We start from the raw sequence: 25304 nt of genomic DNA, 5'->3' as shown, positions 1-25304 counted from the left end.
AAGTCCTGTTCAGTATATCACCCTGAAAGAGTGCTAACATTAGGCCTGGGAATGAGATTGGAGCCCCGACTTTAGTCCAGTTCCGCAGGCAAACGGAAAAAAGCCGCGATTTCTCGCGACTTCTAATGTAAAGATATCTTCACTTGTGTTTTCCCATATTCTTACTCGTTTAATGAAATTTCAAATTGGGAGCCAGCCTCACCTGCAAATACAATACGTCCGTTCTCTGGCAAGATGACCTCATTCTTACCGCTGACCACGGTGTGATAATTACAAATACCCGTCTGGTCATATACTGCAAAGGCATTGAGATAGACCTGAAGTGTATTTCTCATTCTGAGTTTAAATGTTTTAGTTCTTCCGGGTCTATAAATTTCACCTCTGGATACATGTCGCTCGGTCCCTGAATCAGATTTCCACCCGTTCCTTTTAGTTGTTTATTAAAGAAATCGAGTACATATTGATTAACAATGCTTGATCCTCTTTTACCATTGATATCTCCTGTTATCCCCGACAGTTTAATTAACTCCGAATAGAATTGAAGGTCCGTGAAATTGAAGTGCTGCGTTCCTTCTACATAAATCACATTTCCCCCATGTTCGATAACATTTTTCATAATGTGCAGCTCATCTGAGAGAAATTTATTGACTTCATTATCCGAATTTCTATCATTTTCAAAATTGACTAACCAGTCTTTAAAACCTCCCGATCTGATGAACATAAACGGCTTGTTTATATCATCTCTATTTTCCACTTCATTTAGTGACCCGTCCATATTGACCCCGGCCTTGACTCTTTGATCTAAATAAGTTGTATTAAACGCCGTTGCACCCCCAAAAGAATGCCCCATCACGCCTATGTTTTTTAAATCGATCTTCCCTTTAAATTGACTTTCAATTGCACCTGAATTCAGCTTTTCGATTTCATCTAGTATAAACTCTACGTCTTCTGTCCATATATTCCCGATTTTTGTACGATCATCTATGGTTGTCATCTTTGTTTTATAATCCGTTACACGGCCATCCGGAAAAATGGTAGCAAAGGTGCTGTACGTATGATCGATTGTGACTACGACAAAACCATGACTGGCCAGATTCTCGGCCTGTGATGCCTGTAAAACTCTACTGGTTCCCATGCCATGAGATAGCAGTACCAAGGGATAAGGGCTTGTAGAAGGCAATATTTCTACATTTTCATAAGAGTTGGTTCTATTATACTTCCAGTAGTCGAGCACAAAGGCGGGCAGCTTTAAAGAAGTAGAGAAGCTCTGAATATACTTTTTGAACATTTCTGTATCACTTGGAAAAAGAGTTCCACGCTTGTTGTTATTCCTATTTTCAGTAGGGTACCAAACTTGAGCCATTAGCTCCCTCTTATCGCTTTGATCTTCAGTTAAGACTTCATCTCTGTTTTGATCCGTAAAATGAAAGGTTTGAGTACCCACTTTCTCTGGGCCATCAGGCTTCGGCAAATCAAAAACAGGTAAGTATGCAGACAAGACGGTAGAACCAACAAGCAGAATGACGATTAGGGAAGATAAACTATATTTCAACAGCTTTCCTATTTTTAGATTCACCATCTTACCTGAATGCCTGAATGAAACGATGAGTATGAATAGAGCTGTCATGATATATACCAAAAGTAATTGCCATCTGTATCCTTCAACCAACAATTGAACTACAAATATCACGCTACTTCCTATAGCCAAACCCAATCCTGTTTTCTTTGCACTTCTTTTAATAAACAATAGATCTACGAGTAAAGCGAAACAGGATAGAACTAAAAGTATTTCAAATAATCTCATATGTAACCCTCTCTTTCATTACGGATATCAGCCGAATTGGACAAACTGTGGAAAACCGTCCCAAAGGACGTTTTTCATATCACTAATTGACATCTGCAAAATCGCGGATGAAGCTTACCCCGTACACTTATTTTGCTTCTTTCATAAAAGTTTTCACGTTTTCAGCGATTTCCTTGAATTTGGTATGGTGCAAATAATGGGATCCATCCATGATGATTACTTTTCCATGTACCGAGTCTTTGATCTGCCCTTCATGCAGAGGTATCCATCCTTGTACGTCTTCATTATTCCCTTGTACAAAGAGAAGAAGAGGAAGATCTTTGGGGAAGGTTAAACCTTGAGCCCCTTTAAAATTAGAAGAAATATGATCCATCTCATTCAACATCGTGGAACTGTTTGAGTTTTTATTTGACAGCATTTTCATCTGCTCGACGGTGTGATCATCAAATGGGAGTCCAGCATAAGGGTCACCACCAAATTTAACCACTAATCTTTGGAGACCTGATTTTTTAATAAATCCGAACATTTTTGTAGGTAATTTGGCATCAATACCCGGTTGTGTTGGAACACTGCTGTCAATTCCGACGAATGCAGTTACCTCATCCGGATATTTGTTCACATAATCAATGCCGTAAATGCCTGCAATGGAGTGGCCCATAAGCATATATTTGTTAATATTAAGCTGCTGTAGAGCTTCATGAACTTCACTTACGATATTTTCTGCGGTTCGTTCTTTTTCAGTTCCATCACTCAATCCATAGCCGAAAGGCTCAACTGCAACAACTTTGTAAAATGGAGATAATTCATCAATAAGCAGCTTAAAATCTAGCGCTGGTGCTGCTGTTCCATAACCGGGAAGAAGCACGATTGTTTCCTTGCCTTCTCCTTGAATGTACACATTCATATTTTTCCCGTCTACAGACACGTGCTGGCCGTATGGCTCTATCTTCTTCGCCTCTGAGTTGCTACTGATCACATTCGTGATATAAACAATACCTAGAAACAGAACAATGGCGATTACGATTGCTCCTAATATTTTAAGTATAATGTTACGTACTTTCTTGGCCCTCGATCCATTCTTCGCTTTCTTTTCCTCTGGTTGCGTCACTCTCATCTTCTCCTGTCTTGAACTGTTTGTCGTGAATCATTCATTGCTGCTGCGGCTCATTGGATTTCCATGGCTATAACGATTGTGTGTCTGCTCCTATGCTCATCTGTTTAATGGCCGTAACAAGCCGTTAATGCAAGCCTAACCAACCAAGATGTCCTCACCATGACGACAATATGAACGGAGTATGAACTAACAACAAAAAGGCCACGTTTCACATACAAGGAAGCTTGTATGTGAAACGTGGCCTGAAAATTCGGTTTAAACCATAATCCAGTGTATATTCTGTTCTGTACATTCATCTCTCCTGTATGTCTAAATATCGGTGGGTGGAGTGATTGGCAATGAAACGATGAAGGTCGTTCCCTGACCAACTTCGCTTTCCACAACGATATCACCTTGATGAAGCGATACAATCTGTTTAACGATAGCAAGTCCCATACCACTGCCATCATACTTGCGGCTGTGAGAACGATCCGCCTTGAAAAAACGCTCAAATATGCGCTTCTGGTCTTCGAGAGGAATCCCAATGCCTGTATCGGAGATTCGGACGATTACATTTTTGACATCCAGCTTGATGCTGACGTGAATCACGCCGCCGCCATCCTTGGAAAATTTGATGCCATTGCTTAGGATATTTGTCCACACCTGATTCAATTGGTCATGATCAGCCGTTACTTTCACATTCTGCAGCTCAAGCTCAAAATGAATATTGCGGGCAGACCACTGCGGCTGGAGGGCCACAATGACCCTTCTGATCTGTTCATCCAGACTGAGTGTGACCAGCCGGGGCTGCTGTGACTGCGATTCAAGCACACTCAGCTTGAGCAAGCTATCACTCATTTTGGATATCCGCTTTGTCTCAGCGATGATAATATCAAGATAACGACTTCGTTCGTGATCGGCGAGATTGACTTGCTTCAGCGCTTGAGCATACCCCGATATCGAGGTGAGCGGAGATTGAACCTCGTGCGACACGTTTGTCACAAATTCCCTGCGCATCTGCTCCAACTGCTGCAGATCACGCATCATGTCCTCGAAGCTGCGGGCCAGCGTCCCGAGCTCCCCTGTTTGCTTGATATTAAGCTTGACGTTAAAATCTCCAGCGGCGATTCGCTTGGTCGCTTTTGTCAGTTTTTTGATGGGTCTAACTAGGAATATAGAAGCAATCAAAATCAAGATGCTCCCTACAATCAACGAACAAGATGCAAAGATCAATGCCCACTTGACAACAAAAGAGGAGGATGGTGGGGCGAGCGTTTCCAGAAACATCGCTTTCGTTCCCATTTCCGTTTTCAAGGGCAGCCCTAAGAGGACCGTAGCAATACCATTCGGAGTGTCCTGAACAACGCCTCCTCCCAATACCTTCTGCAGCTGCTCCGTCGACACAGCGGCAGGCTGATCTTCATGATACTTACCATAGGACTGGAACTGTCCCGATGCTTCGTAAATTCGAATATGATAGGAATCGAGCTGCTTCATTCCGCTTACGAATGAATCCGCTTCATGTAATGGAAGGATCTTGTAAATCTGCACGATGTCTTGGGCGAAGTTACGCAAATTGATCCGAGCATTTTCGTTCAGTTTATCCTCGAATATTAAAGTAGACATAAAAAAAGAAATGACCGTGCCGGCGATGACAGAGACCAAAAATGTCAGGACCACACGAATATATAACGTTTTGATCATTCGTAAACCTCAAGCCGGTACCCCAAACCGCGCACCGTCTCGATCCGAAAATCGGGCGTTTCCGCGAACCGTTCACGCAGGCGTTTAATATGTACGTCTACCGTTCGATCATCTCCGGCATAATCAATTCCCCAGATTTGATCAATCAGCTGCTCGCGCGTATAGACTTGTCCGGGTGTTCCAGCGAGCTTATAGAGCAGCTCGAATTCCTTCAGCGGCAGCGTGAGCGACTCTGTCCCTCTCGTCACCTTGTATGTCTGCCGATCCAGGATGATGTTGCCAAAGTGGACCGTCTGGGTGGATCCAATCTTGTATCGCTTCAGTAATGCTCTGACACGAACCGTGAGCTCCAACGGATCAAACGGTTTCGTTAAATAATCATCCGTTCCCAGTTCGAATCCTTTCACTTTCTCCCATGTCTCACCTCTTGCAGTCAGCATAAGCAGCGGAAGATCCAGATTGGCTCTTCGCAGCTCCTTGCACAGCGTCCAGCCATCCATAATTGGCATCATAATATCGAGCACGACCAAATCGACGGGTGTTGAACCGTAAACGGCCAGTGCTTCCTTGCCGTCCCGTGCTTCAACCGTTGTGAAGCCGTCGTTTCTCAGAAATAAACAGACGAGCTCGCGAATGTTCGGATCATCGTCAGCAACCAGTATCGTAGGCATCTAGTCCCTCTTTTCCTTTATCCATCCTGTAGAGTAATCACCATTATACTATAAATAAATTTAAAACCTAAAAGCGTGGATCATTGATAAATACTAGAGTTTAGAGTAACACTCACCTTTTGGTAAGTACCTGTAGTAAAAGTGCATACTTACGTATTCGAAGTCCACCCATTATACTCAGGAAGTAATCATCCTGAAGGAGGACAAATCATTGAAAACACTTGTAATCGTCACACACCCAAGCATAGAAACATCCATCATTAATCAGCGGTGGGTGGAGGAACTCCAAAAATATCCGGACAAATATACGGTACACGAACTGCATAAGGCGTACCCTGACGGAAACATTGATGCAGAGAAAGAGCAGCAATTAATTGAAACGCATGGCAGCCTCGTCCTGCAGTTCCCTGTCTATTGGTTCAATTGTCCGCCACTTCTTAAGAAATGGCTTGACGATGTTTTTGCTTACGGCTGGGCTTATGGTTCAGGTGGAGGAGATAAATTAAAGGATCGCAAAACGGCTTTGGCTGTAACAGCCGGGATCAAAGAAGAGGATTACCGTGAAGAGGGAAAATATCGCTATACACTCGAACAGTTACTGACACCATTCGAAACAACCTTCCTATACTGCCGTGCGAATTATCGCTCGTTCTTTGCGTATTATGGTAAAGAAACGGAGCCTGGTGTAAATGATGAGTCGGCTTCAAGCGATCTGGAGACAAATGTGCGAGAGTACTTAAATTTTATTGACAGCCTGTAAAGATCGCTCTCATCCAGCCGTATGTTCAACACAAATTTGCAGCCTGCCGCTGCGCAGCATCCAGTGGCAGGCTGCTGTTTTTCTCTCCCCACTCACACATCATGTTTAACAGCGGAATGAGCGTAAGTCCGCGTTCTGATAATGTGTATTCCACTTTGGGCGGGACCTGGGGATATTCCGTGCGAACGATTAAATGATCCGCCTCCAGCTCTTTTAGCATGACACTTAGCGTTTTATATGATATGGTGCCGATTTTTCGTTTCAGCTCATTATGACGCATCACTTTATTTTCAGACAGCCAGTACATAATGATCATTTTGTACTTACCGCCGATTAAGGACAACGTATATCCAAAGCCGGTCTCTTTTACACCCACGCCCGTCGGTACACAGGTTTCGCTCACAAGTTACACTCTCCTTCTGAATCGTTTCGATATCGACAAGATGAACTGGCACTAACCGCAAAGCACGGGTCCCTGTCGAGAATTAATCTTATCACAAAAATAACCGAGAAATTGCAGCATCCCTTATTCTTCCGAACTTTTTTCCTCCTTTTCAGTTTAGCAAAAAAAGCCGCGAATATCGCGGCTTCATATACCTGTTCGTTGTTGTCCTTGACTAACCGCATTCGGCTGCCTCGTCTCGTAGTCAAGAGCCATTGCCCTTCGCAGCGGAGATCAACCTGCCCAAACATCCTTTACATATTGGCCCTCCGCTTCCAGCCTGGATAACCAGGAGGCAGCTTCATCCGCGTCCACGCCGTATTTATCCTGATAGGATGCAATCAGCGTTTGTTCAACTTCAGGCGCCATCCGGGAGCCGTCACCGCAGATGTACATTCTCGCTCCATCCTCCAGCAGTGACAGCAGCATTTCCCCATCCTGTCTCAACAAATGCTGGACATAGCATTTCTCCGTACCCTCCACTCTCGAGAAGGCAGTATGAAGAGCTACCAGGTTTTCTCTGGCTGCCTGTTCAAACTCCTCTCGGTAGAGGTAGTCGTGCTCCGGATTCCGGCAGCCGAAGTACAAATGCGCGGGACCCAGCTTCTGTCCTTCTGCCCGAAGGATTTGTCTGGCTTGAATGAATCCCCGGAACGGTGCCACACCGGTGCCGGGCCCGACCATAATGAGCGGGGTGGCTGGGTTGTTCGGGAGTTCAAAGCCCGATTCAGGCGAACGGATAAACATCAACACCTCTGCCCCCGTCTCCAACTGGCTCAAATAATTGGAGGCAATGCCCCGGTATTCCCCATAACCGCTCCAAGCGCTTTCCCGCACGACACTGACTGTGATACTCGCTTGGGTCCAGCTGACCCTCGGAGAGCTGGAAATCGAATAATATCTCGGTTTGAGTGCTGGCAGCAGCTCGAGAAAGCGTTCAAAAGGCAACTCACAGGCTTCATACCGTTCCAGCAGCTCCAGCATGGTGAGACGTTTAGCCCGTACCTCGGTCTGATAAGTGTCTTCCGCAAGCAGGCTCTGCAGCTCTTTGGCATGCGGCGGGCATACCGTACAGGCTGCCATCTCCCGAATCTGAGCCCTTGTGGCCGGCTCCTGCAGCTCGATGCTGCGATGCAGCAGATCGTCCAGACGCACGGGAACCCCTGCCGGCAAATGGGCGCTGCTTCTTCCTTGAACGGACAAGACCAGATGTGCCGCGGCATCCAAGTGGAATCTGCGGAGTACACGCTTCACCAGACTCTCCGGATTAACTGGGAGTATGCCCATGTGATCGCCTTCTGCATAGTTCGTTCCTTCCGGCAGCGATATTTCGATATGCTGCGTGATGCGTCCGCTATCGGCATGCTGCAAGTTGCGGCTGTGCGCGATGTGTCCAGTGACGGCATGATAGGTTGCTGCCAGTGGAACGGCTGCCCCTCCCTGGACGAACTCGACAGACAAGGCGCTGCGCTTCGGCTTGCTGCTGGCCGTGACTGGCAGTCCCAGCGCCTGCATCAGATCGGGCCATACATGTTCCGTCCATTCATCAACTTCACGTTCAAAATCGCCGCTCGCATCACTCTCACCGCGCGCAAGCAAGCGCTGTGCCCCTTTAGCTGCCAGCAGCTCGTCAATTTGGCGCGGAATCCGTTGGTAGGTGCTGGCCCAGTTGTGGTCCCCGCAGCCGAAGACCGTATACCGAACGCCTTGTATTTCGGATTCATCCGCATTCTCCAGCCATTCCATAAAAGCCTTGGCATTGGAAGGCGGCTGACCGTTATAAGAGGCGGTTACAATCACAACGGCGCCTTCCTTCGGAAGATTTCCAGCGAAGTCGTCCAGTGCACCTACCTGACTGTCGAATCCATGGTACTTGGCTGCATCAGCCACTTCTCTGGCAATGCCTTCAGCCGTGCCTAAGTTGGACCCGTACAGCGCGAGCAGCGGCGTATGATGAGCGTTATCCGCAATCCTGTCGGACTGGGCGTATTCCCTCTGTTCCTGTTCGGGCACAGCAACACTTCCTGGAATCAAGAGGGCTGCCCCTCCCTTACGGTTACGGACTTTAATGTGGAATGCATCCGGCTTCAGGGTCAGTGTCTCCTTGACTTTCAGCTCATAATGCTGGGTATCGACCAGTTCAAAATATTTGAGAACCAACCCGAGCACCAAGGTGGCCTCCTGGAGTGCAAACTGTTGGCCGATACAAGCACGCTGTCCGTTGCCAAACGGTTTGTACGCGTCATGCGGCACCTTGCTCGGATCTTCAAAGCGCTCCGGTTCGAATGCCTCCACATCGTCTCCCCATACGCGCGCGTCTCTATGGAGTCCGGGAATCAGCACCGTCACACTATCCCCTTTCTTAATGGGATAGGTTCCACCGATACGGGTATCCTCTTTTGCAGATAACGAAAAGGCAGGCGCAGTCGGCCATAACCGAAGTGACTCGCTCAGAACCATGCGGACGTATTTGAGTTCCCGCACCTGGTTATACGAAGGAACTGGATCCTTCAGCACGCGGTCCACCTCACTTACCGCCTTGCGCAGCTTATCCGGGTTTTTCATCAGAAAATAGATCGCGAAGGAAAGCAGCCCGCTTGTGGTCTCGTGCCCCGCGATCAGAAATGTGATCATCTGATAACGGATATTCTCATGATCCAGCCGCTCGCCTGTATCAGGATCCACGCCCTCCAGCATGTGCGCCAGCAAATCTCCCTCCTCGCCGCCATGCGCCTTGCGCTCTTGAATAAGCTCATCCACAAGCGAGAACATCGACTGAATGTCCTCCTGAAACTGACGTTTCTTCTTAATCATGAACATGTCCTGAATGCCCAGCCGGTGAAGCTGGTTCATGCCTTCATCAAGTGAACGCACCATGCTGTCGATAAATGGATGATTGTCTTCGCGATAAAAGCTGTTAAACCTATAATTAAATCCGCACAGGCCGATTGTATCGAGTGTCAGGCGTGTCATATCGGTAGGAATATCCACTATTTCATCCGGATTGAGCCGTGCCCATTTCTGGATAAGCTGCATGGCAATATCAATCATCTTCGTATGATATCCCTGCATCGCACGCTGGCTGAAGCTGGATAACAGGATGTTATGCGCTTTTTTCCAATTGGGCTCCTGCGTCGCGCTCGTAAACAATCCATCCCCCGCAAAGGGGCGGACATTCTGCAGTGGTGCCCAGATTCGTTTATCAAAACGCTTCTCGTCACACGCGTCCTTAACATACTCATGGCCGGAGACGTACAGTTCCTTGCGCCCCCCGGGATACTGAAATTGGAAGATCGGCCCGAATTCCGAGGCGACCTTTACAAGCGATTGGATCGGAGCCGCTGAATCCAGCAGGGGCAGATTACCCAGCGGTCCGTAGGTTTTAGGTTGAGGCACCGGTGTCGTTTGTGTCATGGTTTTTCCCTCCATTATCCCATAATTCTCTTTGTATTTGCCCTTGGATAGGGCTGAATGAAGCACAGACAATACTGATTGACCATAATCGTAATTCGGTCATTTTTTGATAAAAAAGGAGGATCCGACGCGCATCGCTGTTTTCACTTACAATGGTGGTCTTATCCTGCCTCTTACCCTATCACGATATGATTGTCCCGCACATCAGCCGCAGGTCCATAATTCCATGAGGCTTCTGCTCCTCCTTTATATTACTTTTCAACCAGAATATGCTCCATTATTGAAACTTTAGGACTATTCAATACCCATTAATTCATCCGCTGTTCTATAGGAAAACACAAAAAAAGACACCTTGATGATCGCCCTCATAGTGCGCACCTGGTATCCGGCTACAGAAAATGTTCACAAATCTGTCACTTACGAGAGACTTTCCCTCATCTCTATAATTACAAAGGTAAATGAGAGAGGATGATGAAATTGCCAGCAACAAAGAAAGAGCATTTTTATTTTGGGTTGATGATGTGCATCGGGATGGTCATCGTGATGACCTCCTACAATGTAATCACGAACGGATTAATTGGTGAAGTTTCATTCATCGCCATAATCAGTCAATTCGTACTGGGCTTTATCATTGCCTTCTTACTAGAACTGTTTATAGTCGGTCCAACAGCACAGAGAATCGTGTTTTCGATAACGCGCCATAAGTCCGGTAAAATGATTACGATATTGGCAATGTCATTCTGTATGGTGACGGGGATGGTTTTCTTTATGTCTATGTATGGATTAGTTTCAGCTTACCTTTCCCATCACCTCGCAGGAGAGCCTTTGCTTGGAAGTTATTTCGCCATATTCTTGAAAAATTTTGTTTTTGCTTTCCCGCTTCAGCTCCTGATCATGGGACCGCTCGTACGGTTCTTATTCGGTAAAATTAAAACGAGTCGGCTGAAGCAATCTTTGACTACCGTCTAGGCTGACTGTCACTAACGCTCCTTAATAGTAAAAAGCCGCCCAGTTGGGCGGCTACTAACCACTGCTCACAAATTGGATTACCCCAATGAGAGCTAATAGAAGAAAAATAGCGTCAGCCTCCTTAATTCGTTATCATCTACCTATATCCATTCGATAAACACGAGCTAAATCCTCTTCCTACACTACAGAGCCGATATGAGAAGGAAGCGCTGGCCCAATGCCAGTAGCTGTCTGATGCCTTAGTCTATCAATCCATCGCTTTTCGCAGATCATAGTCATGTAGATCAATATCGAGCGTGTCTCCTAGTGCTAACCTTGCCAGTTGGCTTCCTATAAAGGGTCCCATGGTGAGTCCGGACGCTCCAAGTCCGTTTGCCGTTATAAGCCCTTTCCAGCCCGGAACAACGCCTATCACAGGAAGGAATCCGGGCGTAAACGGACGAAAACCCACCCTGACCTCTTGAAAAGTGCTGTCGGCTAAACCCGGTGCTAATTCAAGCCCTTTATTGAGGATTTCCTGCATACCGCCTGCCGTTACTCTAGTATCATAACCTTCAATTTCATTTTCATGGGTCGCGCCTATCACGATTTTCTGTTTATCAAAAGAGAGCAGATATTGATCTGTAGGCGGTATGACTACAGGCCAGCTGCCTGTCTCTTGCTCACCCTGAATTTTCACGTGCATGATCTGAGCTTTTTGATAACTCACCTTAAAATGAATACCTAGGGGCTGGAGCAGTTGGTTTGCCCAAGCGCCTGCACAAACAATGACTTGGTCAGCCGCGAAACGATCCGTCCCGACCGTTACTCCCGTTACTCGGTTTGCCTGATACTCCAGTGAGGCATCCCCGCTGATCAGGACAGCCCCGTTTCTCTGCGCGGATCGGATTAACGCATCACGCAGCGCACGACCATCTATCCTTGCAGCACCGCTAATATGAACCGATTGATAACCTTCTGCCAGCAAGGGAAACCGCTCATGGGTTTCTGTTTCATTCAACCGGGTGATTTCACCGATTTCCGGAGCATCTGCTTTTCGTTGATGTGCCCGCTCCTCCATCTTTCTGATATTGTCCAAATCCGCATGAATGCTAAGAGCACCAACCTGAGCATAGCCGGTATCTGTCTCTCCTTCGCTTTCCAGCTCATGGATCAACCCGGGATAGAAACGCGCACCGGCCTTAGCCAGCTGGTACCAAGCTTGATTGCGCCTTTGCGATAGCCAGGGACAGATAATGCCAGCCGCAGCATCCGTCGCCTGCCCTTGATCCTGACGATCTATGATTAGGACCTCTGCTCCCATTCTCGCTAACTGATATGCTGTTGATGCCCCCAGGATCCCTGATCCGATGATGATGACTTTCTTCATAATTACATCCCTTTCCTAAATCACTGTATCCATTATAGCGAATACAGTCTGAAAGTATAATGGCAGCGTGTGCTCCTGCGCACCACCATTATCGTTGAACATAAAAGAAGTCGCCGATCCCGGCGACTTCTTCATACTTCTATACTCTTGAACTCGGACGAGCCTCTTATACAGATACCCGTTATATTTTTTCAACCTCTTACTTTTCCATTACGGCAAAATAGTTATCTTCCTCATCAGCAAAATTGAAGACTCTGCCGGAAGGCAAATTTACAATTTCACCGACCTTGACATTCTTATTCGACAAGTCACTCATTAATCCATCGAAATTTTCCGTGTAAAACATTAAAGAAGGCGTCCCCAGATTTACGCCAGGCGAGAATTTAGCGACAAGTTCCTTATCATGCAGCACGATGCTGGTTTCCGAGCCCTTTGCAGGAGCAATTTCAATCCATTTCATCTGATCGTTGCTTTCTTCGGAAATGACATGAAATCCTACCTTCTCTGTCCAGAACTTCACTGCCTCATCCTGGTTATTCACATACAACATAATTTGTCCAAGTTGGCTAATCATCATCTTTCCACTCCCTTATGTAAAATGAATATCCAATATCCAATGCTCCTAATTCTCTCCATCGTAGTGGTTTCTGATACCTGTTGTGATAGTTCGGTTCTATAGTATCATTCCTCATAAATGCCAAGCCCGCATACGCCAGGCAGTCTACCCTTTCTAACTCGCCTGTGTCACTACCTGAATATTATAGCATGTACAGAACGTCATAGTTTCTTATGAATTGCGCATTTTATAAATTTCTACAAAATTAGAGTTCACGCATCCGTACTTGACCAAAAATAACAGAAATCCCTATAAGAATGGGCTCCCTCTTACCTGTGAACATCTAAGCGAAGTGATAGCAAGCCGCATAGGATAGATTAGATGTTCAAGAGAGTGTGGTGACGAATTTGAAACTGCAAAACGTCAAGGGTGCTTACGATGTAATTATCGGCTTGGGCAGTTGGTGCGGACCTTCGCTTTATTTGCGGCAACGTGGACTGAGAAGGTTTGCCTTCCCGCTGGACTGGATGATATCCAACTCGATTTCGGATGTCAGCCGATTATTGGACAATCGCTTCGTTGGATTTATGGATCTGGAACAGCTGCAGAAGACCAAGGGTACTTCGGCTTTGTTGGAAGATGGAGTCGCTGTTTTGTCTGAAGGAAATCAGGTGTATCAAGATGCCCATTTTATTCTGGATACCCGGTATAACATCATATCCGTGCATGATTTCCCCGTATTGCCTAACCAGGATTGGATGCATTCGTACGATGTTTACAGAGGAAGACTCAATCATCGCATCGATCGATTCTTCAGAATTCTTGAACATAGCGACTCCGTTTTATTTGTCAGGTGGGGGGAAGTGACCGCCGACGAAGCAGCCGAGCTGCATGCGGTGTTATCTTCGTTAGTTCGCGGCACATGTAATGTTCTCTTCCTTCAAACTCTTCTCGATTTGGAGAATGTACAAGAAATCGATTGGGGAATGGACGGTATTTGCACGCTGCAGGTCCCGGACAGCCGCCCGAATGATATATCCATTTGGAATTATGCGCTTGATGGCCTCCGTTTGACCAATCGCTGGGGGATGTAACAGCGGAACTATAATAAGAAGGTTACCGGAAAGATAAAAAGCTGCCGCTGAATGGGGGGGGACGGGACTGACCCCCGAATAGCGGACAGCTTTTTTAAGTTCATCATTCAAGAAAAGGCTTTGAATTTGCCTGATAACGTTACAGTTTTCTGCCATTTTGATCTTGCGCAATTGGCAAGTTGCTGATAGGATAATTCGAGTGGCGAAATGGTACATGCCTCACATTATGGATTAAAAAGCAGGTGAATAAAATGAATTTGTTAAAAGAATTTAAAACCTTTGCGCTCAAGGGAAATGTGCTTGATTTAGCCATCGGGGTTATTATTGGTGCTGCCTTCGGCAAAATCGTATCCTCGTTGGTGAGTGATATCATTATGCCGGTAATCGGGCTGCTGCTTGGCGGAGTGGATTTCTCCGGGCTTAAGGCTACGATCGGAGATGCAACGCTGACATATGGCGTATTTCTTCAAACGGTTGTGGACTTCCTGATTGTCTCCTTCTCGATCTTCTTGTTCATTCGTATGCTCAACCGTTTTAAACAGAAAGAAGAGGAAAAGCCCGAAGAGCCTCCAGCTCCCTCCAAGGAAGAGTTGTTGTTGGCCGAGATCCGCGATTTACTGAAGCAGCAGAACCAAACGGGTAATTAAGCTCTGCAACTGCTGAGAGTGTTTTCGTTAACTACGAGAGCACTCTCTTTTTTTATGGCTTCACTCTCCCTCACCCATGATTGGTGTTGACAGTTGATGATTCCAAACCTATAATCCTCACTATACCTAGTTAAATAGTATATATTAAAATAATGGAGAACCTGCCTATCCGTACTGAGACTGTTCTCACAAAGAGGAGTGTAAAAGCATGCCAAATGTTCAAACATTCAAAGCAACTGCCCATTTAGAAGAAGGCGTTCGAGTTGTGACCCAAGTAAGACAATTTGAATTGGTTATTGACGAGCCAAAAAGCCTTGGAGGAACTGACACCGGAATGAATCCTGTCGAAGCATTGCTTGCCTCCCTTGGGGCATGCCAATCCATTGTCGCCCGGGTTTATGCTTCTAAATTCGATGTAGTTCTGGAGGATTTCAGGGTAGATGTGGAAGGTGACCTGGATCTTGACGGATTTTTCAACCGATCCGAGGTACGCCCCGGATACTCCGATATTCGATACACTTTTTACATCAAGACTCCTTCGCCAGTTGAAAAGGTCGAGGCCTTTGTGGAATTTCTGGAGAGCAAATGCCCTGTGGGCGATACGATTGCCGAACCGGTGAAGCTCAAACGGAATCGCGTCGTTATTGAAAATTAGAAGAATACATAAAGGGCTGCAGAGTTGCACGAAGCAACATGACAGCCCTTATTCGCTACATTTAAAACCGCGTGATCTCACCCGCTTTTATTTCCAGCGACTCTCCTTCTACACTAACCCAGACGGTCTGAGCACAAGGGTTATGGATCATACGGCTATCCGCTGAGAAGCGAAGCTGTTCCAGTACGCGGCAATAAGCAAAAATTTCAGCATTCGTGGCATACCAGATATCGTCCCGACCGGCAATCTTCTCTCCGAATCGATCAACCAGATCCCAATTCCGATCATTCTCGAATTCATAACTATGACCCCAAACGTACAGAATCGCCATCCGTGAAAATCTCTGCTCCATATGTACAAACTTCTCGGCATAATCCACCATCTCTATATGATGACAAGTCGGATGCCAGCGAAGCCACTCATCCGGCTTATGGAATAAGCCGTGGCTGTTTACTATGCGGGCATATTCGATGCCAAGGGAACGCAGCAGGCCGACCAATTGATCGTTGTAAGTGCCAAACGGATAGCTAATTCCCTTTACCGGATAATGGACCAGCGATTCCAGCCTTTTCCGGTCCTCCACAACCTGTTCTATCGCTTGCTCCAAAGGCGTCTGGTCCAGGAAGGGATGATCCACCGTATGCGCAGCCACTTCATGTCCACGATAAAGAGACTCCACCTCCGATTCATCGATATACCCCTCCTTCCCGAGTGTTCCGCTGTTTAAATGAAACGTACCGCGTATCCCGTAATCATTCAGCTTTTCTACCAATCTCCGATCATATTCACGCCCATCATCAAAACTAAGCGTCAATGCTTTTTTTGCGCCGCCCGGAAACCGATCATATTGTATGCGCATTCAAGAACCTCCCTAAAAATCAATTCTTATTGGCACGAGGCATCTCCATTCGCACCGATTTCATTTTCATTATACGATGTAATGGGTCCATGAATTGTATCATTTTTTGCTAACAGCATACAGGAACCGGCAGTAACCGATCTCGGCCGCATTTTTCATAAGTTCAATATTGAGCCATGCGAGCAGCTCATGGAATGGCCTATCTTCGAAGGGCCATCGTGTTCGTTCCATGGAAAGCAGCGCTTCCCCCGGTAACCCAGCCACTTCACGCTCCCATTCGTCCTTTAACCGGTTAATCCTATCCCTGGTCTCTTGTATGTTCCCCATAGACAGGACCTCTTCACGAGTCAAGGATCCATTGCCAAACGAATGATCCAAAACCATGGACCACCAACTCCAGAGTCGTGATGCACGTGAAGTCCCTTCATAGCAGGTCGCGAGTGAAACTCTTCGGCGGCAAATGAAAATAAAAAAATAAAAAAGCCGCTAAAACGCGGCTTTTACCGTGTACTCATGCCTGATTCGGATAACCTGGTTGCTTTCACTAAATAGGATGCCAGTCCAGGAATCATCCGTGTAATGCCAGGGTAGAACCGATTGGTTTTGGCAAAAGCGAACTTCTGAATTCTTCTCGCCCTTCGAAGCAACTGCGTAAAGGTATCATTGGCCTCCTTGGTATACTCCTTCTGCCAATCAAGATAGCTGAGTTCTCCCCTGAGGTACTTGTCGGTCCAGTGAGAACACAACAGCGAAGATCGCAGTGCAACGGACATCCCGTCCCCGCACAGAGGCGGAAGCATAAGCAGTGCATCCCCGATATGCGGATACTCAGACCATGGCTCTGGCGTGTCCGACAAGTGGAGCGGTGCAATCGATACCTGGGTTCCTGGAACAGGCGTCCCAGCGGCGATTCCCTGGGCTAGTCTTCCGTTCGTCAGGGAAGCAGCGTGCAGAATTTCCGGAACCGATTTCCCGCTCCCTTGTACTGCGTCCAGTGTCAGCAATGCGGCAACATTGACCGCTCCATTCTCGATCGGCGACATCCCGACATAACCACCCTCGCAAAAATACAGTTCGACCCGAGGAGGCAGCGTAATTCCGCTGTAGTGGGATTTCACACCAACATATACGGTATCATCCCGATTATCATCGGAAGCCGTAACGCCACGAGGCTTTTTTGTACCATATGCGCCGATTACAGCTTTAGCCTGATATCGAAAACGCTCATTCCCCTGCCTCGTTTCTACTTCATACATCTGATGCTCCACCTTCTGAATATTCATTACGGTTGTTTTGGTGGCAATATGCGTACCCGCTTCCAATGCCTTCTCATGCAATAGAGCATCCAAAACATAACGACTGATACCATAGGCTTGCCCGGGTAATGGAGCTGTTATCTCGCCGCCTTGAGGCATGATGATTCTGGCATGCTCCATGGTGCCGGGGTTAACCTCATGTCCGAGCAGATGGATACCCAAGTATTCAAGCATTTCCCTGGTCTCGGGTGACATGAATTCACCGCAGGTCTTATGGCGTGGAAATTCTTGACGATCCAGCAGCAGAGTACGGTGACCTTGCTTGGCAAGCTGCAGCGCACAACTGCTGCCTGCAATTCCTGCTCCGATGACGATGACATCCATTTCCTTCGACATGTATGAACACCACCTTTTCACTCTTTCATTAGCACGTTGCCTTTTACTCATTAGGTGACAATTTCGTCTTATGATTTTGGAATCACGACGGAATAACGGAACAAAGGCTTCCATTCGTAGGTCATCGTTTCGTGGTTAAGCTGCTTCTTTAACTCTCTCCAATCCCTTCCTTTGAAGCCCTTGGCAACCGAAAGCGGACCATCGTGCCGAATGTAACGATTGCGCGAAATCATCCGCGTAGTAATCCATACGGCCGTGTAGGGTACCAGGTGGCGATGGATATCACTGATAACGACTCCATGAACCGAGGCTCTCAGCATATGCGACACGATATCAATCAGCTGCTGCCCGATAAAATGGTGGACGAACTGGGAACCGGTCACGATATCTGCCGATGCAGCCGGCAGTTCCTTGACATCAGCACGCCGTACATCAACCCTCGGCTCATCCCGGAATAGCTGCTTGGCCTCGTCGCATGCCTCCTCTGTCATATCGACAAGCGTTATTTTTAGCTCGATGCCCTGTTGATCCGACCATTGCAGCAGCTTCTGATTAACATCGCCCGATCCCGCACCCACATCCAAAACACTAAGGGTTCCAGGACTACCCATCGTTTTCCATAACTTTTCCACACCGGCCAGGGTGGGTCCCGGTGCCGCGAATATTTTGTTCAGCCGCCTTAAATGCTGAAGTGCTTCGCTCAGCTCTTCCCCTCCCATGGAGAAATCATCCATAAGCTCTTCTTCCTGTGCCCGCGAGGACAAAGCTCTAAAGAAGGACATGGTCCTGCTCCTTAACCGATGACGAGTAAGCCTTTACATAGTTAAAACGCATGAGCTCTGCTGTCAGGCCGGGTCCGAAGGCCATGGCTACACCTTCCGTGAACGTCTGATCCTGCGCCTTCATGTCCTGGCGCATGGCATTCAATACAAACATAATGGTGACCGATGACAAATTGCCCGCGGTTCTTAAAATCTCTCTGCTGTATTGGGTCTGCTCATCGCTTAAGTGCATAACTTCCTGCACGGAATCCACAATGCCCCGTCCGCCGGGATGGATGGCCCAGAGTTCAGGGAGCTTGTCCCCCTCCAGCAATACACGCAGCTCTTCTTCCAGGTGAGCACCGAGCAGCTTCGGAATACGGGGAGATAAAAAGAGATCAAAACCGGTATTGCCCACCTCCCATGTCATATCCTCCGTTGAATCCGGCAGCAGAACAGAATAACCTGAACCCAGCTTCAGATAATGCTGGTGATGAGATTCAGGAGGGCCGATGACACAGGAGGAGGCGCCGTCTCCGAAAAAAGAGGCTGCAAATAACGCTTCTCTCTCCTTCACCGGCTGAAAATGAAGAGTACAAAGCTCCACGCATACGACCAGTACTTGCGACCCTGGAGCTCCTTGAACGACATCTCGCGCCATTTGGATCGCTTTAAGTCCAGCGGCGCATCCTTGAAATATCAGCGGCAGACGATTGACGCGCGGAGACAGTCCCAAATGCCGAATCAGCATAACATCCAAGCCCGGCTGATATTGACCTGTGCAGCTGACTGTAATGAGATGTGTAATCCGATTCGGTGCCATGTCGGCATCTTTCAGAGCCTTCTCGGCTGCTGTTAAGCCAAGCGGGAGTGCCTCTCTCTTGTACTTATCCATTCTTTCCTCTGTTGTCGGAACGGCTGACTCGTCATGGGAAGGCAGATAACGGCATGCTTCCAATGGATCCAGATAGTTCGATTCGCAAGTATAGCGTGTCTCGACACCGCAGGATCTGAATACTCTTCGGGCGAAGCGCGCCAGATCGGATCTGTTCTGCAGCGTAGATGCAATTAATTCTGCAATATCCGACTGTGCTACGGAATGTTTCGGCAATGCCGTACCCATCCCGAGAATCGCAGCATCGGACATACCGTTTGTTTGTTTCATGCTCAAACCTCCTGCATTGTCTTGGAATTATTCATGATTACCCTTCCCCGGGCATTTTGAACGCGTTCAAGACTCATTGAGGTTAGGATAACCCGAACTTGGCGAATTATATCCAATTCAAACCATGCGCTATAACCTCTCAAGGATAACTAGCGCCCCAACTCCTGCTTCCTCTATGACTGGAAGGATGAGATGCGAGAGGAATTGAACACCGCGGAACCTGACGATAAGCGTGAGTTAATGGTACAGATCTGGTATCCGGCCAGCCCATCGGCCAAAGGCAACAAGGCACCTTACGACGCTTACCCCGATATTTTTGAAGATGGATACAGCCAAGCGCTTCATATGCCTAAAATGTTATTCAAAAACATTTGGCTTGATCAAAACGCGTGCCGTAGAAGGAGCTGAACTCTCGGATACGGCGTCAAGAACCAGAACACCTTCCAAATCGAGCAGCTGGCAAGTCACGGGTATATTGTTATCGGTATTGATCCCTGATGGACGCGTGGTTTATTTCTCTCCGCTTATTGATAGCGGCTACGAGTATTTGGATCAATTGAATAAGGTCTGGGTGGGGGATGCGATATTCGTGCTCGATCAAGTGGAGAAGCTGGCGAAGAATGATCCAGACCAGCACTCCAAATCACCTCGCGAGTAAGCGTTTTTTTATGTATTACACACCAAATTGTTTCAGATGATGGTCCAGGTGCTTGTATATTCCTTTTCCCCACTGCTCCGGGGTCAGTTTACCGAAAAATGGATGGGGATGCGATGTGCATTTCTCAGGTCCATTTTGTTGGAATAATATAATTTTCTCCTTCAATTGTTCTCTTTCCGTTTCAAAATCTCTTGGATCTGCAATCAATATTTCCGGAATGCTGGACATATTACGGGGTACTGGCTTCTCATTATATAAAACAGGCCTCGCAAACCTTCCAACGACCATACCCAACCAGCCTCTTGGCAGGTTCGTGATGCCGCTGGCTATGTCTTGGAACGCGGAGTTGTGAGCCAGCATTTGCGTTACATTCATTTTTCCCCATAGCGGCTGTGACAGCGGGCTTAAACGATCTATTCGGTTCAGTATTTCGGTCATATCCGTAGGATTGAATATATTTTTCATGGTTCCCTGCCCCTATAATCCAGAATTAATATTTTAACAAAAGGATTAATATCATCAACCCTGTGAACGAAAATGAGATTGTTGCCAATATCATGGAAACCCGGTGGCGCCTCGCTTCCGGAATATGCTTCCATTCCATGTAACCACGAAAGCAGAAGGCCAAGGTCACTAAGAACGGCCATAACGGATAAGGTTCGCTTCGATCGATCATCCATATTAATGCTATGATTACAATCATTAAAATCCAAGAACCAATAAGATACCGTTTATACCCAGGTGTATCACGCATTTCTTCTTCCCCAACATCCGTGACCTTATACTGGATCCATTGAACCACCATAATCGTAAGAAGCATGAATGAATACAAGCCTTCCATTAACGCCATCCCTCTTTTCAATTTCAAAAAAAACGCTGCGACACGTAAGAAAACAAAAGGCCCATGCTGGATTGGTGTACAATGGGAGTTATCACACACCCATTGTACAGCAGAACCCAACATGAGCAACTCTCATCTTAGCATAATGGAACCAGAACCACTAGATATTGCATCTACTGCGAATCGCGCAGAAAGGCCTGTAAATCTGCAGGCAAGTTATTGTTCCGGGTACAACTCTTGATTCAGTTCACTTGTTGCTGCCATGAACTGATTCAATAGGGATTCGCCAGCATCAGATTTGTTCAATGCCTGGTTTGTGGCCAGGTTTTCAAATTGAGTTATCAGTTCTCCTTTTTTCTCCAGCTCTTTCAAAACTCGCTGCACGAGCGGGTCTTCAGAATTCTGCTGGTCCGCATAATAAGCACTTTCAATTGCGTACAGGTCTTTATAACCTGCAAAAACTTCGTTAAATTCATCAAGGGCGCTTTGTGGATGGAGTTCATTGTCTAATTCACCAGCCCTGCTCTCCAGCTCCTTAAGCTTCTGTTCATCCTCTGTTGTGGCTCCAGGTGCATCCGCAATTTTTTTCTGTGCTTCATAGCTTTCGTGTGCATAGGAAACCTTCTCTTGCAGGTTCGGACTGTTTGCATCAACCTTATTTGCGTTCATGTTAGCCCATGTAAAACCTCCAATGGCCAAAACGCTGCAGACAGACAGAATGATCCACGTGTTTTTCTTCAACTTTTCTCAGCTCCTTTAGCTTTTGATTTTGATGGATACGATCCACGAACCGTAAGCGACATAAGATTTTAACGAGATATCCTTGTTCCATGTTCCATTGCTAACAGAATGTTGTGCAACCTTGAGATCGTTTCCAGGTCCATAACCGTTTACCATTTGTGAATGGATCGTATGTCCGGCTGAATTCACGTGTTGGACAATATCTCCCCGAAACAACTCATTGTAGATGGGTTGGAAGTTATTGCTTAATTCCTGCGACGTGTATTTGGTTGCCCTGTAGGCCTTCTTTCCACCTTGGTCGTTTATAACTGCAAAATGCTCTCTGAATTGATGTGCCCCCGTCCAAGAAGAAGTTCTTGGATTTGTAGACGGCGGAACATGAGGGCCATAATAGTACCAATCCACCGTATTTCTATTCTGTCCTTTGGTTCCATTAAATGGCAGTCCGCCTCCTTCATACAATGCTTGGGATACAAAGTTAGTGCAATCTCCTCCATCGCTGTTACTCCCATAATTAGCATAACTAGGATTCGCTTGTGTTGCCCATGTTTCTGCATAGTCGGCGGCGCCGCCGCGGTCAAACGAGCTATTGGTACTTGTGGAATTCGTGAACATGACTTCTGCTCCGAAAGCTTGTGTAGACATTAATAACGTGGAACAGGCAACAACAGTGGCAACAAATGCTGACTTCAACTTTCGTTTCAACTAAAATCCAGCCCCTCCCGTGACTCTCAGTCTAGCTAATTGTAAAGCTAATCCGATTATGTAATCACGAGTTGTCCGCCTTACCCTTAGCTTAAGCAAAGAGTGCTAAAATTTTTATATTGTAACAGGACAACTGGAATTCTCACATTTAAGATGTTCCCGCTGAAACCTGGCACAACTGACCTTCTTGTAATATAGACGCTTATAAACAGAGAAAAGTTATACTGAATTGTAATTTTTTACTAAATATTTATTCCTCTCCCATTAATAGATAGATATTATGAAATAAGAGACCCTTGCAGCAAAATCGCTGAGGGCCTCTTCAACCAGTTTTTTGGGGATTGCATCTTACAGATTAAAATGAAGCAGCTTCTCGGGATTCATGACAATATAAACATTGGAGATAAGATCATTCTCAATCTGTATCGAAATAACCGAAAATGTAAAGGGACCCGTCTTGATAACAATACCCGGAAGAGCGTTCACTTCACGAAGCTCGCATACGAAATCCTGCGGTACTTTAGGCCGAATCGCCTCGAAATAGCGAGCGACGATTTTGGAACCGACAATCGGCCGGAGAGCGGCTTGCGCTTTTCCACCGCCGTCGGTGTATAGAGTGGCATCGACCTTCAGAATATCCAGAAGTAGATTCATATTGCCCGTTGCAAGTGCCTGAATGAAGGTCTCGACATGACGCACACCCACAGCTCTCACCTCAGACCGCGTTTCCGGTTGCTGCGCCAAACTTCGGCGTGCCCGGTAATCAATCTGTCTGCAATTTCCTTCGCTCTTGTCAACAATCATGGCGATCTCGCTAAACGGCAGGGTGAATACCTCTCGGAGCAGAAATACGATTCGTTCCATATCTGAAAGCTGATGCAGAAGGAGCAAATAGGCGGTTGTTAGTGACTCCTTAATAATGTACTGATCCATAGGATCATCGCTAACTGCTGCATAAGGCTCTGGAAGCCAGGGACCAACATACGTCTCACGCTGCCTGCTGGCCGACTTCAGCTTGTTGAGACATCGATTGACCGTCATTTTGCACAAATAGGATTTGGCATTACGAATTTGCGTACCGTCCCCTTCTTCAAGCGAAAGAAATACGTCCTGCACGATGTCCTCAGCATCCATAACACTGCCCATCATCTGATATGACAAAGAAAATAGCAGATGCCTCCATTCGTTATACCAATGTTCGGTTTCTATTGCGGCTCACCCCAGTCCTGCGTTCATCATCATTGCGTTTAATAATAGCATGTGCCGCTCGTTTGGCGCTTGCGAACGCGGCGTCTGCCAATACTTCTCCATGGCTGACCCAATCTCCTGCCACATATAACCCTTCCACTTCCGGTACTGCCGGACCCGGAGGGGGATCACTCTTGTCGGTGGAACGAAAATCATGAACGACCGTAATTCTTGGCAGATACTGCCGCGCAATCTCCTCGCTTCGCCATCCCGGATGCATTAAATCCATCGCTGCCTCAAGCTGCTGCTCATTATCCTGCGGATTCCCAGCGTGTTCACCAAGCTGCTTAACGAGATGAATGATAAAGCTTCCATCATCATTCAATCTGGCTACAGATGAAGGACTGTTATAAAAAATTGGCGCATCCAGCCAGAAACCGGCAATGTAAGATCGGTTTTTTGGATTCGGAAGCCGGCGAAGCACTAAATCCAGGCAGGCAGCTGCCATGGGCCGAGTCTCGTTCTTCCAACGGAGCAGACTCGTCTTCTCCGCGCCCCTTACCAGCTTGCATGCTTGTTCAGGACTTCCTGTCATCATCACGTTTGGAACAGTAGTCGTTCGGTTGTCTGAAAAATGAACGATCCACGCCGACTCGTGTTGAACAACCTCAGCAACACCCAGTCCGGTTGCCATGACAACGCCTGCTCGTGAAGCCTGCGCTTCCAGTTCGTTGATGAGCGATACCCATCCCCCATCGAGATAAAACGCTTTACCCGCAAACGTACGCTGCAGTTGACGTACAGCCTCTCTTGCCCCATGAAGGCTGGGATCGGGCACGAAGGAATTGGATCGGCAGATCGAGTAGACGATGTGCCGGATCATCGGGTCGTTAATTTCCCGCTCCGCCCACTCTCTTAACGTCAGACGTTCCAACTGCCCCGTTTTGATTCTCCCAAGCTTTATCATGAACCGAACGAGCTCGGCCTTGCCGGATAACGAGAGTAAACGTGAGGTAAGCAGCTTTACAGGGCCCGTAGGAATGTCATACACTTTACGATTCCAGATGCCCGCAACGCGCGGAGGAGGGTTGGCTCCAATCAGCTTCACCCCTAACTCATTCAACACCGCCTCCCCTTCCCCATCCTGGTAAAAAGCATGCACGCCCAGATTCAAGGCCGCCCCTTTCTTCTTCACCGTCATCGCGCGTCCCCCAAGCCGATTCGATTTCTCGGCCAGAAGAACGGAGAGACCTGACCGCGCTAAATAAATAGAGGCAGTTAGACCTGCCAGCCCACCGCCTATAATGACAACGTCAAAGGTTTTATCCCATTGATCCACCTTCATCACCTCTTCAATTTTATAGTTAAGACAATTGGAGGCGATCATTTGTTACAAACCAATTCTTAAAATCACGAAAAATTTTAGCATAAAGCCAAAAAAGCCCCGATTTACACGGCAGCTCCAGGTCTATGTATTCTCATTCGTCTGACATATTGTAATGCATGCTGGAATTACATGATGAACACCTCATTCTTTGAAAACGTTCCTGATATAA

The 25304-nt window shown here is 47.0% G+C and carries 26 protein-coding genes; 6 read left to right on the top strand and 20 right to left on the bottom strand.

Annotated elements, in window-relative coordinates; all coding sequences use genetic code 11:
- Window positions 1-161 precede the first annotated feature (161 nt).
- The 5 genes from PGL02S_RS27970 to PGL02S_RS00110 all read right to left on the bottom strand — a co-directional run bounded on the left by PGL02S_RS27970 (window position 162) and on the right by PGL02S_RS00110 (window position 5272).
- Window positions 162-335: a hypothetical protein gene (locus PGL02S_RS27970; protein WP_155984599.1), complete on the bottom strand. Its 174-nt coding sequence runs from the start codon at window positions 333-335 to the stop codon at window positions 162-164.
- Window positions 332-1804, bottom strand: a complete 1473-nt coding sequence (locus PGL02S_RS00125; RefSeq protein ID WP_036639469.1) for an alpha/beta hydrolase family protein — start codon at window positions 1802-1804, stop codon at window positions 332-334. Before PGL02S_RS00125 ends, PGL02S_RS27970 begins: the two co-directional genes overlap by 4 nt.
- Window positions 1805-1931: 127 nt before the next feature.
- Window positions 1932-2912 (bottom strand): alpha/beta hydrolase, encoded by a 981-nt coding sequence (locus PGL02S_RS00120; RefSeq protein WP_036639471.1) that lies wholly within the window; start codon window positions 2910-2912, stop codon window positions 1932-1934.
- 315 nt (window positions 2913-3227) lie between these two features.
- Window positions 3228-4601, bottom strand: coding sequence for a sensor histidine kinase (locus PGL02S_RS00115; protein WP_036639473.1), 1374 nt, complete (start codon window positions 4599-4601; stop codon window positions 3228-3230).
- Window positions 4598-5272, bottom strand: coding sequence for a response regulator transcription factor (locus PGL02S_RS00110; protein ID WP_036639475.1), 675 nt, complete (start codon window positions 5270-5272; stop codon window positions 4598-4600). Before PGL02S_RS00110 ends, PGL02S_RS00115 begins: the two co-directional genes overlap by 4 nt.
- 211 nt (window positions 5273-5483) lie before the next feature.
- On the opposite strand from PGL02S_RS00110, the gene PGL02S_RS00105 reads away from it, so the two are divergent.
- Window positions 5484-6032 (top strand): NAD(P)H-dependent oxidoreductase, encoded by a 549-nt coding sequence (locus PGL02S_RS00105; RefSeq protein ID WP_036639477.1) that lies wholly within the window; start codon window positions 5484-5486, stop codon window positions 6030-6032.
- A gap of 25 nt (window positions 6033-6057) precedes the next feature.
- Here the strand turns inward: PGL02S_RS00105 and PGL02S_RS00100 are convergent, their stop codons facing one another.
- On the bottom strand, window positions 6058-6435 hold the full coding sequence (locus PGL02S_RS00100; RefSeq protein ID WP_036639479.1) for a winged helix-turn-helix transcriptional regulator: 378 nt from the start codon (window positions 6433-6435) through the stop codon (window positions 6058-6060).
- 273 nt (window positions 6436-6708) lie between these two features.
- Window positions 6709-9888, bottom strand: a complete 3180-nt coding sequence (locus PGL02S_RS00095; protein WP_036639484.1) for a bifunctional cytochrome P450/NADPH--P450 reductase — start codon at window positions 9886-9888, stop codon at window positions 6709-6711.
- Window positions 9889-10365: 477 nt separating this feature from the next.
- On the opposite strand from PGL02S_RS00095, the gene PGL02S_RS00090 reads away from it, so the two are divergent.
- On the top strand, window positions 10366-10857 hold the full coding sequence (locus PGL02S_RS00090) for a DUF2798 domain-containing protein (RefSeq protein WP_036639563.1): 492 nt from the start codon (window positions 10366-10368) through the stop codon (window positions 10855-10857).
- A 247-nt stretch (window positions 10858-11104) separates the two neighbouring features.
- Here PGL02S_RS00090 and PGL02S_RS00085 read toward each other — a convergent pair whose 3' ends face one another.
- Together PGL02S_RS00085 and PGL02S_RS00080 are read right to left on the bottom strand one after the other, a co-directional pair.
- Entirely contained in the window at window positions 11105-12226 is a 1122-nt protein-coding gene (locus PGL02S_RS00085) for an NAD(P)/FAD-dependent oxidoreductase (RefSeq protein ID WP_036639488.1), read from the bottom strand.
- 199 nt (window positions 12227-12425) lie between these two features.
- On the bottom strand, window positions 12426-12800 hold the full coding sequence (locus PGL02S_RS00080; RefSeq protein WP_172964053.1) for a VOC family protein: 375 nt from the start codon (window positions 12798-12800) through the stop codon (window positions 12426-12428).
- A 380-nt stretch (window positions 12801-13180) separates the two neighbouring features.
- On the opposite strand from PGL02S_RS00080, the gene PGL02S_RS00075 reads away from it, so the two are divergent.
- From PGL02S_RS00075 to PGL02S_RS00065, 3 genes are all read left to right on the top strand, one after another.
- Window positions 13181-13876 (top strand): DUF1796 family putative cysteine peptidase, encoded by a 696-nt coding sequence (locus PGL02S_RS00075; RefSeq protein ID WP_306085055.1) that lies wholly within the window; start codon window positions 13181-13183, stop codon window positions 13874-13876.
- Window positions 13877-14127: 251 nt separating this feature from the next.
- Window positions 14128-14523 carry a large conductance mechanosensitive channel protein MscL gene (gene mscL / locus PGL02S_RS00070; protein WP_006210093.1) on the top strand — a complete coding sequence of 132 codons (396 nt, stop codon included), beginning with the start codon at window positions 14128-14130 and terminating at the stop codon, window positions 14521-14523.
- A 208-nt stretch (window positions 14524-14731) separates the two neighbouring features.
- Complete coding sequence (locus PGL02S_RS00065) at window positions 14732-15178, top strand: OsmC family protein (protein WP_036639497.1); 447 nt, start codon at window positions 14732-14734, stop codon at window positions 15176-15178.
- Window positions 15179-15239: 61 nt separating this feature from the next.
- Here the strand turns inward: PGL02S_RS00065 and PGL02S_RS00060 are convergent, their stop codons facing one another.
- The 5 genes from PGL02S_RS00060 to PGL02S_RS00040 all read right to left on the bottom strand — a co-directional run bounded on the left by PGL02S_RS00060 (window position 15240) and on the right by PGL02S_RS00040 (window position 19615).
- Window positions 15240-16037: a polysaccharide deacetylase family protein gene (locus PGL02S_RS00060; RefSeq protein WP_036639499.1), complete on the bottom strand. Its 798-nt coding sequence runs from the start codon at window positions 16035-16037 to the stop codon at window positions 15240-15242.
- Between the two features lie 99 nt (window positions 16038-16136).
- The gene (locus tag PGL02S_RS00055; protein WP_235187348.1) at window positions 16137-16421 is read right to left on the bottom strand and encodes a DinB family protein; all 285 of its coding nucleotides are present in this window, start codon (window positions 16419-16421) and stop codon (window positions 16137-16139) included.
- A gap of 116 nt (window positions 16422-16537) precedes the next feature.
- Window positions 16538-17689 carry an NAD(P)/FAD-dependent oxidoreductase gene (locus tag PGL02S_RS00050; protein WP_036639501.1) on the bottom strand — a complete coding sequence of 384 codons (1152 nt, stop codon included), beginning with the start codon at window positions 17687-17689 and terminating at the stop codon, window positions 16538-16540.
- Between the two features lie 68 nt (window positions 17690-17757).
- Window positions 17758-18471 carry a methyltransferase domain-containing protein gene (locus tag PGL02S_RS00045; RefSeq protein ID WP_036639503.1) on the bottom strand — a complete coding sequence of 238 codons (714 nt, stop codon included), beginning with the start codon at window positions 18469-18471 and terminating at the stop codon, window positions 17758-17760.
- Window positions 18458-19615, bottom strand: coding sequence for a type III polyketide synthase (locus PGL02S_RS00040; RefSeq protein ID WP_036639506.1), 1158 nt, complete (start codon window positions 19613-19615; stop codon window positions 18458-18460). Before PGL02S_RS00040 ends, PGL02S_RS00045 begins: the two co-directional genes overlap by 14 nt.
- A gap of 376 nt (window positions 19616-19991) precedes the next feature.
- Between PGL02S_RS00040 and PGL02S_RS28470 the strand changes: the two genes are divergently transcribed.
- Window positions 19992-20273, top strand: a complete 282-nt coding sequence (locus PGL02S_RS28470) for a hypothetical protein (protein WP_174806169.1) — start codon at window positions 19992-19994, stop codon at window positions 20271-20273.
- Window positions 20274-20288: 15 nt separating this feature from the next.
- Here PGL02S_RS28470 and PGL02S_RS00030 read toward each other — a convergent pair whose 3' ends face one another.
- The 6 genes from PGL02S_RS00030 to PGL02S_RS00005 form a co-directional block, all read right to left on the bottom strand.
- On the bottom strand, window positions 20289-20738 hold the full coding sequence (locus PGL02S_RS00030) for a DUF1569 domain-containing protein (RefSeq protein ID WP_036639508.1): 450 nt from the start codon (window positions 20736-20738) through the stop codon (window positions 20289-20291).
- A gap of 25 nt (window positions 20739-20763) precedes the next feature.
- Complete coding sequence (locus tag PGL02S_RS00025; RefSeq protein ID WP_231888060.1) at window positions 20764-21237, bottom strand: DUF4181 domain-containing protein; 474 nt, start codon at window positions 21235-21237, stop codon at window positions 20764-20766.
- A 93-nt stretch (window positions 21238-21330) separates the two neighbouring features.
- Window positions 21331-21855: a hypothetical protein gene (locus PGL02S_RS00020; RefSeq protein ID WP_036639511.1), complete on the bottom strand. Its 525-nt coding sequence runs from the start codon at window positions 21853-21855 to the stop codon at window positions 21331-21333.
- Window positions 21856-21870: 15 nt separating this feature from the next.
- Entirely contained in the window at window positions 21871-22548 is a 678-nt protein-coding gene (locus PGL02S_RS00015; RefSeq protein WP_244892263.1) for an amidase domain-containing protein, read from the bottom strand.
- Window positions 22549-22908: 360 nt separating this feature from the next.
- Window positions 22909-23709 (bottom strand): RNA polymerase sigma factor SigJ, encoded by an 801-nt coding sequence (sigJ, locus tag PGL02S_RS00010; protein WP_235187349.1) that lies wholly within the window; start codon window positions 23707-23709, stop codon window positions 22909-22911.
- 37 nt (window positions 23710-23746) lie between these two features.
- The gene (locus PGL02S_RS00005; RefSeq protein ID WP_157659630.1) at window positions 23747-25087 is read right to left on the bottom strand and encodes a phytoene desaturase family protein; all 1341 of its coding nucleotides are present in this window, start codon (window positions 25085-25087) and stop codon (window positions 23747-23749) included.
- Window positions 25088-25304: the final 217 nt, after the last annotated feature.

Origin of the sequence: Paenibacillus glucanolyticus NBRC 15330 (genome assembly GCF_004000885.1) — a bacterium.
In the GTDB taxonomy this organism is placed as follows: Bacteria; Bacillota; Bacilli; order Paenibacillales; family Paenibacillaceae; genus Paenibacillus_AQ; species Paenibacillus_AQ glucanolyticus.
This window is presented reverse-complemented; position numbering and strand designations above follow the sequence as displayed.

Coding starts and splice junctions, on each gene's coding strand:
- PGL02S_RS27970 (WP_155984599.1), bottom strand. CDS start 335: ATGAGAAATACACTTCAGGTCTATCTCAATGCCTTTGCAGTATATGAC.
- PGL02S_RS00125 (WP_036639469.1), bottom strand. CDS start 1,804: ATGAGATTATTTGAAATACTTTTAGTTCTATCCTGTTTCGCTTTACTC.
- PGL02S_RS00115 (WP_036639473.1), bottom strand. CDS start 4,601: ATGATCAAAACGTTATATATTCGTGTGGTCCTGACATTTTTGGTCTCT.
- PGL02S_RS00110 (WP_036639475.1), bottom strand. CDS start 5,272: ATGCCTACGATACTGGTTGCTGACGATGATCCGAACATTCGCGAGCTC.
- PGL02S_RS00095 (WP_036639484.1), bottom strand. CDS start 9,888: ATGACACAAACGACACCGGTGCCTCAACCTAAAACCTACGGACCGCTG.
- PGL02S_RS00085 (WP_036639488.1), bottom strand. CDS start 12,226: ATGAAGAAAGTCATCATCATCGGATCAGGGATCCTGGGGGCATCAACA.
- PGL02S_RS00080 (WP_172964053.1), bottom strand. CDS start 12,800: ATGATTAGCCAACTTGGACAAATTATGTTGTATGTGAATAACCAGGAT.
- mscL (WP_006210093.1), top strand. CDS start 14,128: ATGAATTTGTTAAAAGAATTTAAAACCTTTGCGCTCAAGGGAAATGTG.
- PGL02S_RS00065 (WP_036639497.1), top strand. CDS start 14,732: ATGCCAAATGTTCAAACATTCAAAGCAACTGCCCATTTAGAAGAAGGC.
- PGL02S_RS00060 (WP_036639499.1), bottom strand. CDS start 16,037: ATGCGCATACAATATGATCGGTTTCCGGGCGGCGCAAAAAAAGCATTG.
- PGL02S_RS00055 (WP_235187348.1), bottom strand. CDS start 16,421: ATGGTTTTGGATCATTCGTTTGGCAATGGATCCTTGACTCGTGAAGAG.
- PGL02S_RS00050 (WP_036639501.1), bottom strand. CDS start 17,689: ATGTCGAAGGAAATGGATGTCATCGTCATCGGAGCAGGAATTGCAGGC.
- PGL02S_RS00045 (WP_036639503.1), bottom strand. CDS start 18,471: ATGTCCTTCTTTAGAGCTTTGTCCTCGCGGGCACAGGAAGAAGAGCTT.
- PGL02S_RS00040 (WP_036639506.1), bottom strand. CDS start 19,615: ATGAAACAAACAAACGGTATGTCCGATGCTGCGATTCTCGGGATGGGT.
- PGL02S_RS00030 (WP_036639508.1), bottom strand. CDS start 20,738: ATGAAAAATATATTCAATCCTACGGATATGACCGAAATACTGAACCGA.
- PGL02S_RS00025 (WP_231888060.1), bottom strand. CDS start 21,237: ATGTTGGGTTCTGCTGTACAATGGGTGTGTGATAACTCCCATTGTACA.
- sigJ (WP_235187349.1), bottom strand. CDS start 23,709: ATGATGGGCAGTGTTATGGATGCTGAGGACATCGTGCAGGACGTATTT.